A 15,973-nucleotide genomic window follows, 5' to 3' on the forward strand; every position below is an offset into this window, starting at 1 on the left:
GTCTGCCCCAAGGTGTACGGCGAATCCCCCCATCCGGGCACATCGGATGGGGGGACCGGCGATCACGTGGTCAGACCGTGCCCGGCGCGCTGACCGTGGTGAACGGCATGGCCGTGACCGCCATGAAGGCGCTCATGCCCAGCGTCATGCCGGCCAGCGCCCGGGCCCGCGCCCCCGCGCGAGTTCTGGCGGTCACCACGATCTCGCCCGCCGGGTTCTCGCCACTGGCGGTGGCGAACTCGACGTCGGTGGCGGTCTCGTCGGCGGTGAAGTCGTTCATCCCAGTCTCCCTCAGTGAATTCCCTCAGTGGCACAACAGAAATCTGTTTCCCCAGGTGCAGGAACTAGCGATGGTGCGAGACGTCGAGCAGGAGCACGGACGGCACCTGGTCGGCGAAGCCGAGGCGCAGCAAGCCGTAGCCGATGCCGGCCAGGCCGCTGAGCAGTCCGGGGGTGGGGACCTCGTTGGGCGTGCCGCAGCGCGCCCCGTACTGGTCGAGCGAGCCGAGCACCAGGCCCGCGCGGCGACCGACCGCCGCGGCGGCCCGCTCGTCGCCCGCGTGACCGAGCACGGTGAGCGCCTCGATGGCGCCGAGCTCACCGTGACACAGGCTCAGGTCACGCAGCGGCGGGTGTCCCGCCAGGGCGTCCACACAGCGGGCGAGCCCTTCGTCCGCACGGCCCATCCGCGCCAGCACCGCCCCCGGAACGCCGGCGCACCAGCCGTGATCGTCCAACCGTGCCGCGGGATCCCCGTCCGCGGCGAGATACGTGGCGCCGACGGCCTCGTGCCGGTCGCTGCCGATCGCGGTCGCCAGCCGCAGCAGCGCCCAGCCGGCGCCGGCCGGGCCACGGGCGAAGCCGACCTGGTCGGTGGTGGCGTGCCGGCCCGTGGCCAGCCGGTCGGCGTAGCGGATGGCCAGCGTGCCGGCCGTGGACAGGCCGGTCTCGGCGTGCACGGCGAGCATCGCGGCCAGCCCGCCGGCGAGGCCGTTGGCCACGTCGGCCGGCTCGTCGCCGGCCTCGGTCTCCAAGGCCGTGGCCAGCCGCACGGCAGTGGTCAGCCAGCCGAGGACCTCGGCGTCGTCGCCGAGCAGCCGGTGCAGGCGGGCCAGGGCGTAGCAGATGCCGCCGAGCCCGTGGAAGCCGCCGGAGCCGACCGCCAGCGCCAGGGCCAGGTCGTCGCCGAGCGCGTCGAGCAGCCGCGGGATCGGCTGGATCGCGCGCCGGGCCAGGTCGCCGTACCGCGGCGCGCCGGTCAGTTTCGCCAGCTGCGCAAGGAACAGCGCCAGGCCGGGGTAGCCGTTGGCGAGGCCGGCGCCCATCGGCAGCACGGTCCACTGCTTGTCGTCCACGAGCTCGAGGCCGAGCCAGTTCGTCCGGTCCGGGCCGGGAACCGCCCGCCCGACCAGCTCGTCGGCGATGCCGCAGGCCGCCGCGAGCAGCCGCTGCGGATCCGGCACGATCGTGGCCACCGAGCCCGGCAGCACGTCCGTGCCGCGGTGGTCGACCGGCCGCGGGCGGGTCGCGAACGAGGCTCGGATCAGCCACTCCTGGTTGTGCCGGTCCACCTCGCCCATGTCGGCGATCTTCGCCTCGGCCGCGGCCAGCCCGGACTCCGCGAGCAGGTTGGGCAGCCGGACCCCGGTGGCGGAGAAGACGTCCCGCGAGCCCACCCGGCAGGTGAACATCGGCACGTCACCGGCCCACAGGTCGGCGATCTCGTGCGGCACCAGCCGGCGGCGCATCGGGTCGTCCAGCGAGTCCGTCCACAGCAGGTCGAACACGCTGTCCCGGTCCAGCGCGTCGCGCAGCACGTCCGGGTGCGTCGACTCGTCCAGCAGCGTCGTGTACAGCTGCGTCGGGCGGGCCACGAAACGCAGCTCGGCCGTGGCACACGTGCGCAGCAGGGGCACGAACTCGGCCCGGTGCTCGACGATCGCGTCGTAGCCGGCCTGGAACCCGGTCAGCAACGCCGCCTGGTAGTCCCGCGGCTCGGCCTCCTGCTCGCCGAGCCGCGGCCGGTTGCGCCCGCCCCGCATCGCCACCGGCCGGCGCACCAGCCGCATCGAGTCGGTGCCCGCGCCGTCCCAGCCCACCCCATCGGTCGGGAAGACGCCCTGGTCACCGCCCAGCCCGGAGACGTCGAACGAGCCGTTCTCGCCCAGCATCACCTGCGGCAGCAGGGCCGTGCGGAACACCGAGCGCACCAGCTCCTGCGCGGCCGGGTCGTGGCCGGTCGCCGTGTCCACCTGCATCGTCGGGTGGAACAGCGTCTCCACGTCCACCAGCACCGGCTGGTCCCCGGCGGCGATCAGGTTCTCGTAGTGCATGTCGCTGCCGTCGACGGCGTACAGCAGGGCCAGCAGCGCCCCCTGGCGGCGGTAGAACCGGCTCAGCCCGGTCACCTCGTCGCACGGGGCCGCCGACACGAACTCCTGCCAGCCGTAGCCGTCGCCGCACAGCAGCGCGACCTTGCGCAGGCCCAGGTCCGGCACCCGGCCGTTGAGCCAGTCCAGCATGTCGTTGAAGTGCGCGTGCAGGTCCAGCGGCCGGGGCTTGTAGACGACGGTCCGGCCGTCGGAGAACGTCACCAGCGCGACCGACCGGCCGTGCTGGTGCGCGTCCCCGCCGGTGGACTCGATCTTGGCCAACGGGCCCGGGTCGCGGCCGTCCAGCAGCGTCTCGACGATCGCGTCCCGGTCGGAGTCGAGCCGCTCCAGCAGCTCCAGGTGCGCGGCGACGGCCTGCTGGCACGCCTGCGCCAGCAGCCGGGCCAGCACCGGGTACTCCGCGAACAGCGCGTCCAGGTCGGGGCGGCGGGCGAACTCCGCGAACCGCTCCGCCGGGGTGCGGCCGGTCAACTGCCCGCGGGCCCGGGCCCGGTTCAGCTCCAGCACCAGCGTGCGGGCCGCCAGCCGGGCCAGGCAGCGGCCGAGGCAGTGCACGAAACCGGCGGTCACGTCCGGGTTCGCGGTGCCGGCGACCGCCGCCTCCGCGATCTCGACCAGCGGCCGCAGCCCGGTGGCCAGCGCGCCGATCCAGTCGTCGCCGAACGCCTTGCGCCGGTCGCTCGCGCCCGTCAGCGCCGAGTCGACGAAGTCGGCCCAGCCCGGTCGGGCCACCCGCTTGGCCAGCGCGTCCGGGGCCTCCGCGAGCAGGCCGGTCAGGAGCTTCTCGTCCAGGCCCGCCGCCGCCAGCCGGCGCTCGAACCAGTCCGGGGCCAGCTCCTCGTGCGCCCGGCGCCACCGCTCCAGCCGCTCAAGCGCGTTCGCGGTGCCGCTGACCTGCTGCGACGGGCGGGGTAACCGCTCGTGCAGGGTCAGGCCCCCGGCCCACCAGAACGTCGCTGACTTCGTCACGTCGAGAAAGGTGTCACGTTCGGCATCCCCCTACATGGGGGTGCGGCCCCCATATTCCCCACCCCCACTCCCGGGCCCACCGCCACCTGCGCTCCTCATGTGGCTCCTGGTGTCACATATGGCGCGCATGTGACATTGGAGGTCACTCGTTGGGGTGTATGGGGGCCGTGACCACTCGCGCTCGGGGTGGTCACGGTCGCGGTGACTCAGGCGTTCTGGGCTCCGTTGTAGACCTGCCACGCGGCGTCCCGGTAGTAGGCGAAGTACGAGTCGCCCCAGCTGCCGAAGAAGCTGGCGGTCTGCATCGCCGAGCCGTCGCCCTGGTAGTTGACGATGAACGCGCCGCCGCTGGCCCCGCCGGACAGCCCGATGCAGTTGGGGATCTGCACGCCGCCCTGCGGCCCGTCGTACGGCTGCCCCTCGCACCAGACGGCGTAGTCCTTGTCGCCCGGGATGCCGATGCCGTGCGCGTAGTTGTTGCTCGGCTGGTTGAAGCCGATGCCGGAGCTGCCGACCGCGTCCTGCACGTGCCGGTTGCCGTTGCCGCCGGTGCTCAGCACGATGAACGCGTTGTCCCCGCCGGGGCTGGTGTCGTCGATCCGCCAGCCCATCGACCGCCAGTTCCACCAGCCGTAGGGGGCGCTGCCCCGGTTGTAGGACGGCGCGAAGCGGAAGTTGTTGTAGGTCTGGCCGGTGGCGATGTCCATCACGCAGTGCCGGGCCGTGGCGATCACGTCCCGGTTGTTGCTGGTCACCACGTTCGCGGAGCAGAGGTAGTCGCCCTTGCCCGGCACGGAGAACACCAGCCGGCCGATGGTCGTCCAGACGCTGCTCATCGGTTGGAAGCCGCTGGGTTCGGTGGCGTGGACGAACTTCGGCGCGCCCGTCTGCGGCTGTTCGTTGCTCTGCACGGCCTTCGGCGCCGGCATCGGTTTGGCCTGCGCGAGGCGTTGTGGCGTCCAGTACTCGTCGAGTGCTTCTGCGGACACGGTGTTGGTGGCGGTGGCCACCGCGGCGTGCGCGGGAGCGACGGTGACCAGCAGGGACAGTGCGGCGGTGAGCAGGATCGCGGCGGTTCTGTGCACGATGTCAACCCCGTTCATGAGCAGCGGTTGGAATCGTGGCGGCCGGACCATGGTGCCAGAGCAATCGGCGTAATCGTTGCGGTGCAGGCGATTCCTGTCCGGTAACGGACATGGGCCGCCCGCGATAAGCCTCCCGTGGTGTTCCGACGTGCATCTGAGCTGGGCGACCGGCTGCTCGAACTGTCCCGGTTCAAGTATCCCGCGGACACCACCGCGCTGGAACACGGCGCCCGTCTCGCGGGCTATTTGGACGACGACGAGTCGATGCTCGAAGTCGTGCACGCCCGGCACTCCTTCGGCGCGACTGTCGCATGTGGACTCGTGCTCACCGAGCGGCGGTTCATCTTCATGCCGGAGACGCGCCACTTGAGCGAGGTCCGTCGGCTTCTGCCCGGCAGCGGTGGTGCTTTCGGACTACCGCTGTCCGACGTGACCGCCGTGCGGACCGAGGGCTCGGCGGAGGAGACCGACTGGCTGGAGGACCTCTTCACCCACCAGTCATCGCACGCCGGCCTCGTGATCTCGGCGCGCGGTCTGGACGACCTGCACTTCGGCTCGGTCGTCCCGGTCGACGGCCCGACCCGGCTCGTCGACCGTCTGAGACAGATGGGCATCCGCGGCTGACGAGGACCGGCCGCGGAAGCCTTGACGGCCTGCTCGGCGGCCGGTGCAGCGGAGGGCGCCGTACGTGAGTGGCTCGCGTGGGCACAGGAGGCAAGTGAGCCACTCACGTGGGCAGCAGGTCGCGGGGGCCACCGGGCGTCCGCACTACCCTGGACCGTATGAACGTTGATATCCGACGGGCCGTCGCCGCCGACGTGCCGGCGATCGTGGCGATGCTCGCCGACGACCCGCTCGGCGCGAGCCGGGAGAATCCGTCGGACATCGACGCGTATCTCGCGGCATTCGACAGAATCGACAGGGATTCCGATGAGCTGCTGATGGTGGCTGATCGCGACGGGGAGGTCGTCGGCACGTTGCAGTTGTCGTTCCTGCACGGTTTGTCGCGGCAGGGGGCGACCCGCGCGCAAATCGAGGCGGTGCGGGTGCGGGCCGATGCCAGAAGTGAAGGACTGGGCGCACGCCTGATCGAATGGGCGGTCGCGGAATCCCGCCGCCGCGGCTGCCATCTGGTCCAGCTGACCTCGGACAACAGCCGGACCGGCGCACATCGGTTCTACGAGGGCCTTGGCTTCACCGGCAGTCATGTCGGCTACAAGTTGACATTGGTCTGACTCGGTTCACCTGCCGTTCGCCTACGCCGTTTACGTTGCGGGCCTGACGATGCGGCAGGAGGCGCGGATGGATCTCTCGCTCCTGGTCATCGTGGTCATCGTGACCGCTTTGGCCTTCGACTTCACCAACGGTTTCCACGACACGGCCAACGCGATGGCCACCTCGATCGCCACCGGGGCGCTCAGCCCGCGGGTCGCGGTCGGCGTCTCGGCCGTGTTCAACCTCGTCGGCGCGTTCCTGTCGGTGCAGGTGGCCAAGACCATCTCCAGCGGCATCGTGGACGAGACCAAGATCAACAGTGCCATCATCTTCGGCGGCCTCGTCGGGGCCATCGTCTGGAACCTGCTGACCTGGCTGCTCGGGCTGCCGTCCAGCTCCTCGCACGCCCTGTTCGGCGGCCTGATCGGCGCCACCTGGATCGCGGCCGGCGCCGACGCGGTGCACTTCACCACCGTGGTGGAGAAGGTGATCGTGCCGGCGGTCGCCTCGCCGATCATCGCGGGCGTGGTCGCCACGGCCGCCACCTTCCTGGCGTACAAGGTCACCGAGAAGGCCGACAGGACCGAACGGGCCAAGGGCTTCAAGGCGGGCCAGATCATCTCGGCGTCGCTGGTCTCGCTGGCCCACGGCACCAACGACGCGCAGAAGACCATGGGTGTGATCACCCTGACGCTGATCGCCGCCGGCACGCTGCCGGCCGGCTCGAACCCGCCGCTGCTGGTCATCCTGGGCTCCGGCCTGGCCATCTCGCTGGGCACCTTCCTCGGCGGCTGGCGGATCATCCGCACCCTGGGCAAGGGCCTGACCGAGATCGAGACGCCGCAGGGCTTCGCCGCCGAGGCCAGCGCCACGGCGACCATCCTGGCGTCCTCGCAGGTCGGCTTCGCGCTGTCCACCACGCACGTGGCCACCGGCGCGATCATCGGCTCCGGCGTCGGCAAGCGGCTGTCCGAGGTCCGCTGGGGCGTCGCCGGCCGGATGGCGGTGGCGTGGCTGTTCACGCTGCCGGCCGCGGCCATCGTCGGCGCGATCGCCGGCCGCACCGCGGCGCTGGGCAACGTCGGCACCGTCATCGTGGCGCTGGCCGCGGTCGCCGTGGCCGTCGGCGCCTACCTGCTGTCCCGCCGGCAGCCCGTCTCCGCCGGCAACGTCAACGACACGCCGTCCGTCGCCACCCCGGCGCCGGCGTCGGCCTGAGCGGGGGTCCCCATGACGATCAACTGGAGCGGCCTGGGCGAAGTGTTGCTGGTCGCGATCGTGGCCTCGGTGCTGTTCGTCGGCCTGTTCTCGGTCGGCATCGGCTCGTGGACGCGGCGCGGCGAGGCCGCGCTGAACAACGTGCTGGCGATCGTGTGCTTCGTGCTGTGCGCCGCGATCGTCGGCTACGGCATCTTCGCCATCGCCGTCAGGTAGCCGCGTTCATCAAGTCCAGTGCGCTCTGCTGCCGGGCCGCGTCGGTCTTGTCGAACGGCCCGGCCCAGAGCAGGCCATATGTCGAAACCGTTGCGGTCGTTGAGATAGGTCGATTCGCCCGCCGCCACCCGGCTTGTCGCCCGGGTCGTGCAGGATCCCATCGGTGTTGACGCAGGTCGCCGTGATGCCGTCGTTGACCATGTTCTCGATGTTGATCATCCCGCTGGCCCTGAACCACGCCCAGCCGTCCCCGGCCCGCCGCCGGTACCCCGTGTCGCCGGGAATCCTGTTGTGCAGGGCGGCATCCAGCTCGACATAGAGCGCGTTGGTGATGGCGTTCTGCGGTCGCCGGTCAGTCGTAGGCTGGCACAGGCGGGGCGGCCGCGGCGAGCGGCAAATTGAGTGGCATCCGGCGGCCGGTTTCCCGCAACCTGGTGCGATGGAGACCGATCGCCTGCTGCTCCGACCGGCCCAACCGTCCGATGTGGACGACCTGCGGGCGCTCGACGCCGACCCCGAGGTGATGCGTTTCCTCGGCACGGACGGCGCCAGTTCGGTTGGCCTCATAGGGCGTGACGGCTACTGGGTTGGCATCGAGCGTGCCACCGGAGACTTTGTCGGCTGGTTCGGGCTCGGCGACGAGCTCGGGTACCGGCTCCGTCGCGACAAGTGGGGGCTCGGCTACGCCACCGAGGGCGCGTTCGCGGTGCTGCGGAAGGCGTTCGCCGACGGGCTCGAGCGCGTCACGGCGCAGACGATGTTCGTCAACAGCGGGTCACGGCGGGTGCTGGAGAAGCTCGGCATGCGGCACGTGCGGACGTTCCACGTGGACTGGGACGACCCGCTGCCCGGCTCCGAGCACGGCGAGGTGGAGTACGAGATCACCCGGGCGGAGTTCACCGCTTGGCCAGGTACGACAGGAACTGCTCGGCCGCGTGGGCGGTAGCGACGGTCCGGGCGCTGGCGACGGAGTCGAAGGCGTGGTGGGCGTAGGGCAGCTCGGCGTAGCCGAACGGCGAGCCGAGTTCCCGCGCCCGGGTGGCGAACTCGCGGGCCTGGTTGACGGAGACGATCTCGTCGCGATCGCCGTGCACGACCAGCAGCGGCGGCGAATCCGGGGTGAGCCGGTGGCTGGGGGAGGCGTCGCGGAAGGTCGCCGAGTCGGGCTCGTCGTCGATCATCACGCGGCGGATGTGGTCGCGCAGCCCGGTGGTGCCGTCGTCGTTGAACGCCGACAGGTCGTAGACGCCGTAGAGCAGCGCGCCGGCCTGGATCGACGTGTCGGCGTCCTCGAAACCGGGCTGGAAGGCGGGATCGTTGCCGGTCAGCGCGGCCAGACCGGCCAGGTGGCCGCCCGCGGAGCCGCCGGTGATCGCGATGAACGACGGGTCGCCGCCGTAGCGCTCGATGTTGGCCCGGACCCAGGCGATCGCCCGCTTCACGTCCACGATCTGCGCCGGCCAGCGGTTCTTGGGGCCGAGCCGGTAGTCGATCGCCACGCACACCCAGCCGTTGTCGGCCAGGTGCGCGAGGACCGGCAGGTTCTGCTGCCGGCGGTTGCCGCCCGTCCATGAACCGCCGTGCACCTGGATCACCACGGGCGCACCGGTGACGCCCGGCTTGCGCCACACGTCCAGCAGCTGGTCCTCGCTGTAGCGGACGCCGTCGGCGACGATGAACTCCGCTCGGCGGTACCGTCCCGGCAGCGCCGGCGTCGGGGCCCACAGCTCCACCGCGCCGCGGCCCAATGCCTCGTCGACCGCGCCCTGCAGGTGCCGGCGCGTGTCGTTGGCCGGCTTCTGCAACGCCGCCAGCCCGATCGCCGCGCCCGCCGACACCGCCAGCGCGGCCGCGCCGATCTTGCTGCGATGTGCCTTCAACGCTGCGGCGGCACCCGTCACCGCGAGCTGGGCCGCCGCCGCGGGCACCGGCAGCTCCGTGCCGACGACACCGAGCGCCGTGCCCGGCAGGTACCAGGGGTAGTGCCGCCACGGCGACCGCCGCGCGATCACGTTCAACGCCACGCCGCCGACACCCGCCGCCACCGCCAGTGCGGTCCCCGTCCTGCTCACGATCCCTCAACGAAGCAAGGTCCCATGAACGCCGCTACCGCCGAGTGAAACCGATCACAAGACCGCAGGCACGGTCCCCCCAACAACCCCGCTTCGTCCCATACCCGTCGAACCCTCAACTGTCAACCCCTTGATGTTGGGAAAGGACCATTCCTCTCATTCAATGACAGGAATGGTCCCTTCCCAACGCTGGCTGGATCGGTCAAGACACGGTCAGGGCGGTGTCGTCGAGCACGAACGAGGTCTGCTTGGTGTAGTCCTCGCTGCCGGTGAACTTGATCGTCACCGACTGGCCGGCGTAGGCGGAGAGGTCGACGCTGTGCTGCTGGTAGCCGGAAGCGGCGTCCTGGTTGGAGTAGCTGGCGACGGTGCTGGAGCCGACGGCGACGGTCAGCGTGTCGTACTTGGTGCTGGTGGGTTCGGCGGTGTCGATGTGCAGCCAGTAGCTGAGGCTGGCCGAGCACCCGGCGGGGATGGAGACGGTCTGGCTCTCGGTGTTGGTGGTCGTGGTGCCGGTGCCGTCGAACAGGGCATCGGCCGAGCCGGAATGCGGCGCCTCGACGGAACCGATGCGGGCGTTGCCGCTCCACGACGCGGTCCCGCTCTCGAAGCCGGGGTTGGCCAGCAGTTGGCCTGGGGCGGCGCAGTTGCCGCCGCCACCACCGGACGTCGACCCCTGCGCCAGCCACGCCGTCGCGTTCAGGGCCAGGGCGGCGTCGTTGGCCGACGAGTCGGTCCAGCCGTTGTACAGGGTCTTGCCGGACTCGCCGGTTCCGTCGTCGATGGGGGAGCTGTCGTCCCAGATCGCGACCCGGCCCTTGCCGAAGGTGCTGGTGACGAAGGCGGCGTTGGTGTTGCCCGGCGACGAGCTGCTCAGGTACAGCAGGCCCTTCACGTTCGGGTTGTCGGCCGGCTTGAGCGTGAACGTGGTGCCGTCGGCGATCAGGCTGTGCTTGACGGTGCCGAACGAGCCGTTCAACACCGGATCGGACGAGTCGCTGATGGCGACCGGATGATCGGAGTTGACGTCCTTCAGGTCGACGGAGAAGCCGAACGGGTCGGTGTTGTCGACGCCGTTGCTGGTCATGATGTCGTTGATGATCTTCGGTGAGTCCCAGCCGTCGTTGTTGCGGTCGCTGCCGGTGTGATCGGACACCAGGAACAGCCCGCCGCCGTTCTGCACGAAGGTCAGCAGCGCCGTCTTCTCCGAACTGGACAGCCGGATGTTGGGCTCGGGCAGCACGAACTCGTCGAAATGGCTGAGGTCCAGGGCGTTCGAGGAGTTCCCGTACGTGATCGTGTTGCCGGCCGGCAACGTGTCCAATGTGTACTGACCGGTCTTCTGCAGTGCGATGCCCCACGAGGACAGCGCGCCCGTCCAGTCCTTGTCGCTGCTGGGCGTGGAGTCCTGTTTGAGCGGATCCGGCTGGCTCGTGCTGATGATCCAGTCCGCGTTGCCGGCGGTTTCGGCCTTGCTGGCGTCGAAGAGGACACGATGCGTGGTGGCAGCGTGTGAAACCGCCGCCAGGCCGGGTAGGACGGCAGCGGTCAGCGCGGCGGCGAGCGCCGCGCCGGTGATGGGGCGCATGGGTGCGTACCTCCGGTGCAGGGAGCGGGGATGTCGCCGCACGAGGATCTCCCGCCCACGCATCGGGATCAATGATTCAATCTTCACTTCACCGAGACGTCATCGATTAGCCTCCGACACGTGGACGCGGTGGTTTTCGATCTCGACGGCGTGCTGGTCGACTCCGAGCGGACCTGGGACGAGGTGCGCCGGGCCGTGACGGCCGAGCACGGCGGGACCTGGGACGGGGAGAACACGACCCGGGCCATGATGGGCATGAGCACGCCCGAGTGGGCGGAGTACCTGGCTACGGCGCGTGGTGTGCGGCTGCCGCCCGACAAGATCGCCCAATTGGTGGTCGACGGCATGGTGCACCGCTATTCCGAGGGCCCGCCGCTGCTGCCCGGGGCCGTCGAGGCCGTACGCGCGACGGCGGAGCGCTGCCCGGTGGCGATCGCCAGTTCCTCGCCGCCCGCGCTGATCACCGAGGTGCTGCGGGTCACGGGGCTGGACGACGTCGTGAAGGTCGCCCTGTCCAGCGAGCTGACCGGCGCCGGCAAGCCCGCGCCCGACGTGTACCTGGCCGCTGCCAAGGGCTTGGGCGTGGACCCGACGAAGTGCGTCGCCGTCGAGGACTCCACCAACGGCATCAGGGCCGCGCTGAACGCCGGGATGATCACGGTGGCCGTGCCGAACGAGCACTTCCCGCCGGACCCGCAGGTCCTGGCCCGGGCGGCCAAGGTCATCACCGGCGTCCGCGAGCTGCCGGCCGTGCTCGATCTTTTGTCAGGGCCGTGACAATCCCGCTGTCGGCCGATCCCGCGCCGTGACGGGAAGGCCCTATCCTGGCCGCTTGCGGAAATTGACCCTGCGTGAACGAGCGATCATGGAGCTCGACCGGGTCGTCGCGTGGCTGGAGACCGGTGCGGTCGACGACGCCCACGTGCTCGGCTCCGACGACGAGCGTGACTGGATGCTGCGCATGTGCGCCGCGCTGCTCGCGCTGCTCAACGAGCACGAGGTCGACGAGTTCGGGCGCTGCACGCGCTGCCGGGAACCTCGCTCCGGGCTGCGCAAGGCGCTGCCCGGCAGCCGTCGCGCCAGTTCGTGTGCCGTGCTCGATCACGTGATCGCCGCCTTCGGCGACTCCGTCGAGACCGTGTGGACCCGGGTGCTCACCACCCTCGGCGCCGACATGACCGAGGACGAGGTCCGCGAGTGGCTCGCCACCCCGCCCGTCCCCGAAGCGCCGAGCCCCTCCCTGTTCAACGTCGACGTCATCGGCGGCTACGGCTTCGGCGCCGCCGAGTTCAACCTCGAACAGGTCAAGTCCCTGCCCGAGACGCCCGACGAGAGCACCGACCCCATCTCCGGCTGGTTCCGCCGCCCCTACATCTTCGCCGAGGACCCCACCGAGCCCGGTACCGCTCTGCGAGCCGTCAACCAGTACCGGCAGCAGGCCAAGGTGTGGCGCACCCCCGAGGAGCTGGCCTGCGAGTCCGACACCGCCGTGCTGCCCCGCCTCGAGTTCGCCGACACCGTGCCGATGTACCTGCCCTCCTTCGGGCCGGCCGTGCGGGCGTGACCCCCGCTCACGTGATCCCGCCACGCTCGTGCGTGGGCATTCGCGTGGTCGCTTCTCCACGCTTCCCGGTCAGCATATGGCTATGTCGCGTCAGAGTCGGCGTCTCGCCCGGCTTCGACATTGCTTCGTCGAAGCCGTGGGAGTACGGCTGATCGTATGCGTATTGGTCTGGTTTCGATGATTACTCTGCTGGCGACGTTGATTGTGGTGCCGGCGACGAGCGCGAATGCGACGGTTGTGACTCCAGGTTCGATCGTCGCGAGCCCGACGCAGGTCCACCGGGTGTACGTCGGTGGCGGCGGTGCCTGGAAGCCTGGCCCGGCCCTGCAGGCGGCCATCGAGAACGCCAGGCAGAGCACGCGAGCAGACGGCGTCAGCAACGTCGAGGCGTGCCGGTTGGTCGACTACAAGATCGACTGGGACCCCGAAACGCATTGGTACATCGCGGAGGCGACGATCTCGTGTTGACGTGACGCCGCAGCGATCGGCTCGGACCGCAATGGTGGCGCGAACCGGGGCGCGGCCTTCCTTCTGAAAGGTCGGGTTTGCGAAGGCGGTGTTTTCACATGCGATGGTGTAGCAGGGCTTTGGTAGGCGGCGCGGCGGCAGCGCTGATCGTGTCGAGTGGAACGGGAATCAGCAGCGCCGCCCCCGCGACCATCCCGGCGGCGGATCGGCAGGTCCAATTCGTGGTGGACGGCACCACCACCTACGGCACCCTGCATGTGCCGGCCCACCGTCCCGGGGCTCGGTTGGCCGTGGCGCTGCTTCTTCCCGGTAGCGGCCCCACCGACCGGAACGGCGACCAGCCACCGGGCTTCACCCCCGCGACACTTCGGTTGATCGCCGACGTGCTGGGGCAGGACGGGGTGATCAGCCTGCGCTTCGACAAGTACTTCACCGGACGGACCGGCCCCGGACGCTATCGGGACGACCCGGGTCGGATCGACATGGCGGCGTTCACCCGGCAGGCCGTGGCCGCCTACGACGTGATGCGGGAACAGCCCGAGACCGATCAGCATGCGCTGCTCATCGTCGGCCACAGCGAAGGCGGCCTCCAGGCACTGCTGGTCGCACGGGCCGCGCGGCCGAAGCCGGTCGGGCTGGCCCTGCTCGAACCGCAGGACCTGCCCGCCCTCGACATGATGGACTACCAGGTCGCCGGGCAACTCGACCAAGCGGCGGCGGCGGGCGTCATCACCCGGGAGGTGGCCGAACGGAACAAGGCGGCCGTCCGCGAGGGGATCACTGACTTCCGTGCCCGTCACCCCGTGGTCGTCGAGGGACTGCTGCCGGGGGTCGCCGCGCTCCTGCGCGACCTGGACAATCCGCTCAAGTCCCGGTTCATCCACAGCGTCGACGCCATCTACCCGCCGGACGTGGCGCGGCGGATCGGCCCCGGCACCCGGGTGATGGTCACCTGCGGGACCGCCGACACCCAGGTTCCTTGCTGGACAACGTCTCCGCTGCTCCGTGCGCTGTCCGCGGCGCATGCCACCGGTCCCGGGCTGAGGGTGCTGCCCGAGGTGGATCACTTCCTCCACCCGGCCGGCACTCCCGTCGACGACCAGATTCTCGCCGAATCGGCGCGGCTGGCCCTCCACGAGTTCCTCCGGCCGTGGTGGAACGACGGCGGCGGTGATGCTCGGTTGAGGTGAACGCAGGGCTACGGGGGTTGGGCCTCACCGGTAGGCAAGGCCCAACGCGGCGTCGTCAGGACGAGAACAGGAAGCGACCGAAGCCGCCCTTGCGCTGGCGGCGGTCGCCCCAACCGGGGCCGCCGTGGTGGCCGCCGCCGTAGTCGCGGGAACCGGCGTAGTGCTGCTGCGGACCGCCCCACTGCTGGCTGGACCACTGGGCCTCGGCGCGGGTGAGGGCCTCGAGCTCGCCGTGGTCCAGGAAGATGCCGCGGCACGTGTCGCACTGCTCGACGTGCACGCCGTTGCGCTCGTAGCTCCGCATGGAACCGGGGCACTTGGGGCAGTTCATCGGGTCTCCTCACTATCGGTCATCCGGCGGCACGCGGCGAGCATTGCCCGGTCCACGTCGTCCAGGGGGCGGTCGGTCAGCAGGGCCGTCGCGGCGGTGTAGACCACGAAGGCGCGGGCGATGGGTTCGAGGAACGGCCAAGGGTCGCCGGACAGGGGCAGGGCGGGGCCGTGACCGGCGCGGTAACCGGCGAGGAACCGCTGCCAGCCGTACTCCGGCAGCGCCCCGACGGCGTAGCCGGCGGCGATCCGTCCGAGGTCCCACCCGGGATCGCCGAGCCCGAGGTCGTCGACGTCGATCAGAAGCCACCGGCCCCGATACTGCACGAGCTGCCCGAGGTGCCAGTCGCCGTGCACGAGGTGGTAGCCGGGTTCGAGCGGCGCGACGGTCTCCCACGCGGCGAGAACCGTTGCGGCGTCACGACTTGCGGGTAAGCGGGAGATGGCGCCGGACAGGCGCGCGGGGGTGCCGGCGGCGGGGATGGGGCCGAGCCGGGACGGGTCGACGCGATGCAGTCGGGCGAGCAGCCCACCGGCCTCGGCCCACGGCGCGGTCGCCTCGTCGTCGGCGACCGGACGGCCCAGCGGCCACACGCTCACCCAGCGGTCGCCGACCGCGATCGGCCGGCAATCCTTGGGCGGCAACAGGATTCCGTGCAGAGCCGGATGCGCGGCCAGGCGCATCCGGTCGGCGAGCGCGCGGCCGTCGACGCCGTCGTGATGGGCCTTGACGACCTCGTCGGCCGTGCTGACGACAACTCCGGCTGCCACGCTCCACCTCCTCCGTTCACCAACACTGGGTAAACGGTCTGTAATGGAGCGAAGGTTCCCGGAGAACCTGTCAATGACCTGAGAAAGTCGCCTTGCCGGGACCGTCGGTCAGGAAGGAGCGCACCGCCCCGCGCAGGTCGTCGGTGTCGAACAGCTCGGCGGCGATGGCGGTGACGTGCGCGTTCGCCTCGGCGACGCCACCGTGCTCGAAGTGCCGCAGCACCTGCTTGGTCGCCGCGTGCGCCTTGGTCGGGCCGGCGGCCAGCCGTCGCGCGTACGCCAGCGCGGCGTCGTCGAAGCCCTCGTCCGGCAGCACCTTGTTGACGACGTTCCAGCGCTCCAGCGTCGCCGCGTCGTAGCGGTCGCCGGTCATCACGAACTCCTTGGCCCGGCCGACGCCGGCCCGCGCCGCGAGCCGCTGCGTGCCGCCCATCGTCGGCGTCAGGCCGATCACGTTCTCCACCAGCCCGAACTTCGCCCGCTCGGCGGCGAGCAGCACGTCGCAGGCGACGGCGATCTCGAACGCCCATGTCAGGCACAGCGCGTGCGCGGCGAACACGGTCGGGAACGGCAGCGCCGCGATCCGGTCCGGGATCGTCAGCATCTCGTCGAAAAGTTCCTTGGCGGCGGCGGCCGACGGCTGCGCGTCGAAAAGGGCAACGTCGACGCCTCCGCTGACCACGCGGCCGGCGGCCCTGATCAACAACGCCCGTGGCTGCGACGCTTCCACCTGCCCGATCGCCTCGCCGAGTTCTGCCTGCATGGCGGCGGTGTAGAGGTTCAGCGGCGGCGCGTCGACGGTCAGCACGGCCAGCCCGGCGTCCTCCCGGTCCAGTCGCAGCAGCTCCACGGCCAACTCCCGTCTGCAGTGATCTTTGCTTTACCCACCCTCTC

18 protein-coding genes are annotated in these 15,973 nt (G+C 70.6%); 10 read left to right on the top strand and 8 right to left on the bottom strand.

Annotated features, from left to right (window positions below):
• Window positions 1-70 precede the first annotated feature (70 nt).
• From BJ998_RS34005 to BJ998_RS34015, 3 genes are all read right to left on the bottom strand, one after another.
• A complete protein-coding gene (locus tag BJ998_RS34005; RefSeq protein WP_184867403.1) occupies window positions 71-280 on the bottom strand; it encodes a hypothetical protein in 210 nt (69 codons plus the stop codon).
• 64 nt (window positions 281-344) lie between these two features.
• A complete protein-coding gene (locus BJ998_RS34010) occupies window positions 345-3,362 on the bottom strand; it encodes a type 2 lanthipeptide synthetase LanM family protein (protein WP_312890453.1) in 3,018 nt (1,005 codons plus the stop codon).
• A 206-nt stretch (window positions 3,363-3,568) separates the two neighbouring features.
• Window positions 3,569-4,447, bottom strand: a complete 879-nt coding sequence (locus BJ998_RS34015) for a peptidase (protein WP_184867404.1) — start codon at window positions 4,445-4,447, stop codon at window positions 3,569-3,571.
• A gap of 138 nt (window positions 4,448-4,585) precedes the next feature.
• On the opposite strand from BJ998_RS34015, the gene BJ998_RS34020 reads away from it, so the two are divergent.
• The 6 genes from BJ998_RS34020 (at window position 4,586) to BJ998_RS34045 (ending at window position 8,042) form a co-directional block, all read left to right on the top strand.
• A complete protein-coding gene (locus tag BJ998_RS34020; RefSeq protein WP_184867405.1) occupies window positions 4,586-5,071 on the top strand; it encodes a hypothetical protein in 486 nt (161 codons plus the stop codon).
• 158 nt (window positions 5,072-5,229) lie between these two features.
• The gene (locus BJ998_RS34025) at window positions 5,230-5,682 is read left to right on the top strand and encodes a GNAT family N-acetyltransferase (protein WP_184867406.1); all 453 of its coding nucleotides are present in this window, start codon (window positions 5,230-5,232) and stop codon (window positions 5,680-5,682) included.
• Between the two features lie 67 nt (window positions 5,683-5,749).
• On the top strand, window positions 5,750-6,880 hold the full coding sequence (locus BJ998_RS34030; RefSeq protein WP_184867407.1) for an inorganic phosphate transporter: 1,131 nt from the start codon (window positions 5,750-5,752) through the stop codon (window positions 6,878-6,880).
• Window positions 6,881-6,892: 12 nt separating this feature from the next.
• Window positions 6,893-7,096, top strand: a complete 204-nt coding sequence (locus BJ998_RS34035) for a hypothetical protein (RefSeq protein ID WP_184867408.1) — start codon at window positions 6,893-6,895, stop codon at window positions 7,094-7,096.
• A gap of 163 nt (window positions 7,097-7,259) precedes the next feature.
• Window positions 7,260-7,415, top strand: coding sequence for a hypothetical protein (locus BJ998_RS34040; protein ID WP_184867409.1), 156 nt, complete (start codon window positions 7,260-7,262; stop codon window positions 7,413-7,415).
• A gap of 120 nt (window positions 7,416-7,535) precedes the next feature.
• Window positions 7,536-8,042, top strand: coding sequence for a GNAT family N-acetyltransferase (locus tag BJ998_RS34045; protein WP_184867410.1), 507 nt, complete (start codon window positions 7,536-7,538; stop codon window positions 8,040-8,042).
• Here the strand turns inward: BJ998_RS34045 and BJ998_RS34050 are convergent.
• Complete coding sequence (locus BJ998_RS34050) at window positions 7,993-9,168, bottom strand: alpha/beta hydrolase (protein ID WP_184867411.1); 1,176 nt, start codon at window positions 9,166-9,168, stop codon at window positions 7,993-7,995. The genes BJ998_RS34045 and BJ998_RS34050 overlap by 50 nt on opposite strands.
• 202 nt (window positions 9,169-9,370) lie before the next feature.
• Window positions 9,371-10,756 carry a hydrolase gene (locus BJ998_RS34055; protein WP_184867412.1) on the bottom strand — a complete coding sequence of 462 codons (1,386 nt, stop codon included), beginning with the start codon at window positions 10,754-10,756 and terminating at the stop codon, window positions 9,371-9,373.
• A gap of 120 nt (window positions 10,757-10,876) precedes the next feature.
• Here BJ998_RS34055 and BJ998_RS34060 point away from each other — a divergent pair, with 120 nt between their 5' ends.
• The 4 genes from BJ998_RS34060 to BJ998_RS34075 all read left to right on the top strand — a co-directional run bounded on the left by BJ998_RS34060 (window position 10,877) and on the right by BJ998_RS34075 (window position 13,978).
• The gene (locus tag BJ998_RS34060) at window positions 10,877-11,533 is read left to right on the top strand and encodes an HAD family hydrolase (protein WP_184867413.1); all 657 of its coding nucleotides are present in this window, start codon (window positions 10,877-10,879) and stop codon (window positions 11,531-11,533) included.
• A gap of 55 nt (window positions 11,534-11,588) precedes the next feature.
• A complete protein-coding gene (locus BJ998_RS34065) occupies window positions 11,589-12,320 on the top strand; it encodes a hypothetical protein (RefSeq protein WP_184867414.1) in 732 nt (243 codons plus the stop codon).
• Between the two features lie 177 nt (window positions 12,321-12,497).
• The gene (locus BJ998_RS34070; RefSeq protein ID WP_184867415.1) at window positions 12,498-12,788 is read left to right on the top strand and encodes a hypothetical protein; all 291 of its coding nucleotides are present in this window, start codon (window positions 12,498-12,500) and stop codon (window positions 12,786-12,788) included.
• Window positions 12,789-12,937: 149 nt separating this feature from the next.
• Window positions 12,938-13,978, top strand: coding sequence for an alpha/beta fold hydrolase (locus tag BJ998_RS34075; protein ID WP_312890454.1), 1,041 nt, complete (start codon window positions 12,938-12,940; stop codon window positions 13,976-13,978).
• A 55-nt stretch (window positions 13,979-14,033) separates the two neighbouring features.
• On the opposite strand, the gene BJ998_RS34080 is transcribed toward BJ998_RS34075, so the two are convergent.
• The 3 genes from BJ998_RS34080 to BJ998_RS34090 form a co-directional block, all read right to left on the bottom strand.
• Window positions 14,034-14,309 (bottom strand): TFIIB-type zinc ribbon-containing protein, encoded by a 276-nt coding sequence (locus BJ998_RS34080; protein ID WP_184867417.1) that lies wholly within the window; start codon window positions 14,307-14,309, stop codon window positions 14,034-14,036.
• Window positions 14,306-15,079 (bottom strand): phosphotransferase family protein, encoded by a 774-nt coding sequence (locus tag BJ998_RS34085; protein WP_184867418.1) that lies wholly within the window; start codon window positions 15,077-15,079, stop codon window positions 14,306-14,308. The genes BJ998_RS34080 and BJ998_RS34085 overlap by 4 nt, the downstream gene beginning before the upstream one ends.
• A gap of 70 nt (window positions 15,080-15,149) precedes the next feature.
• Window positions 15,150-15,920 (bottom strand): enoyl-CoA hydratase/isomerase family protein, encoded by a 771-nt coding sequence (locus tag BJ998_RS34090; RefSeq protein ID WP_184869117.1) that lies wholly within the window; start codon window positions 15,918-15,920, stop codon window positions 15,150-15,152.
• Between the last annotated feature and the right edge of the window lie 53 nt (window positions 15,921-15,973).

The organism is Kutzneria kofuensis (genome assembly GCF_014203355.1).
GTDB classification, from domain to species: domain Bacteria; phylum Actinomycetota; class Actinomycetes; order Mycobacteriales; family Pseudonocardiaceae; genus Kutzneria; species Kutzneria kofuensis.

Bases quoted from the DNA above. Each gene is read 5' to 3' on its own strand.
- BJ998_RS34055 (WP_184867412.1), bottom strand. From the start codon at position 10,756: ATGCGCCCCATCACCGGCGCGGCGCTCGCCGCCGCGCTGACCGCTGCC.
- BJ998_RS34030 (WP_184867407.1), top strand. From the start codon at position 5,750: ATGGATCTCTCGCTCCTGGTCATCGTGGTCATCGTGACCGCTTTGGCC.
- BJ998_RS34045 (WP_184867410.1), top strand. From the start codon at position 7,536: ATGGAGACCGATCGCCTGCTGCTCCGACCGGCCCAACCGTCCGATGTG.
- BJ998_RS34080 (WP_184867417.1), bottom strand. From the start codon at position 14,309: ATGAACTGCCCCAAGTGCCCCGGTTCCATGCGGAGCTACGAGCGCAAC.
- BJ998_RS34035 (WP_184867408.1), top strand. From the start codon at position 6,893: ATGACGATCAACTGGAGCGGCCTGGGCGAAGTGTTGCTGGTCGCGATC.
- BJ998_RS34025 (WP_184867406.1), top strand. From the start codon at position 5,230: ATGAACGTTGATATCCGACGGGCCGTCGCCGCCGACGTGCCGGCGATC.
- BJ998_RS34005 (WP_184867403.1), bottom strand. From the start codon at position 280: ATGAACGACTTCACCGCCGACGAGACCGCCACCGACGTCGAGTTCGCC.
- BJ998_RS34070 (WP_184867415.1), top strand. From the start codon at position 12,498: ATGATTACTCTGCTGGCGACGTTGATTGTGGTGCCGGCGACGAGCGCG.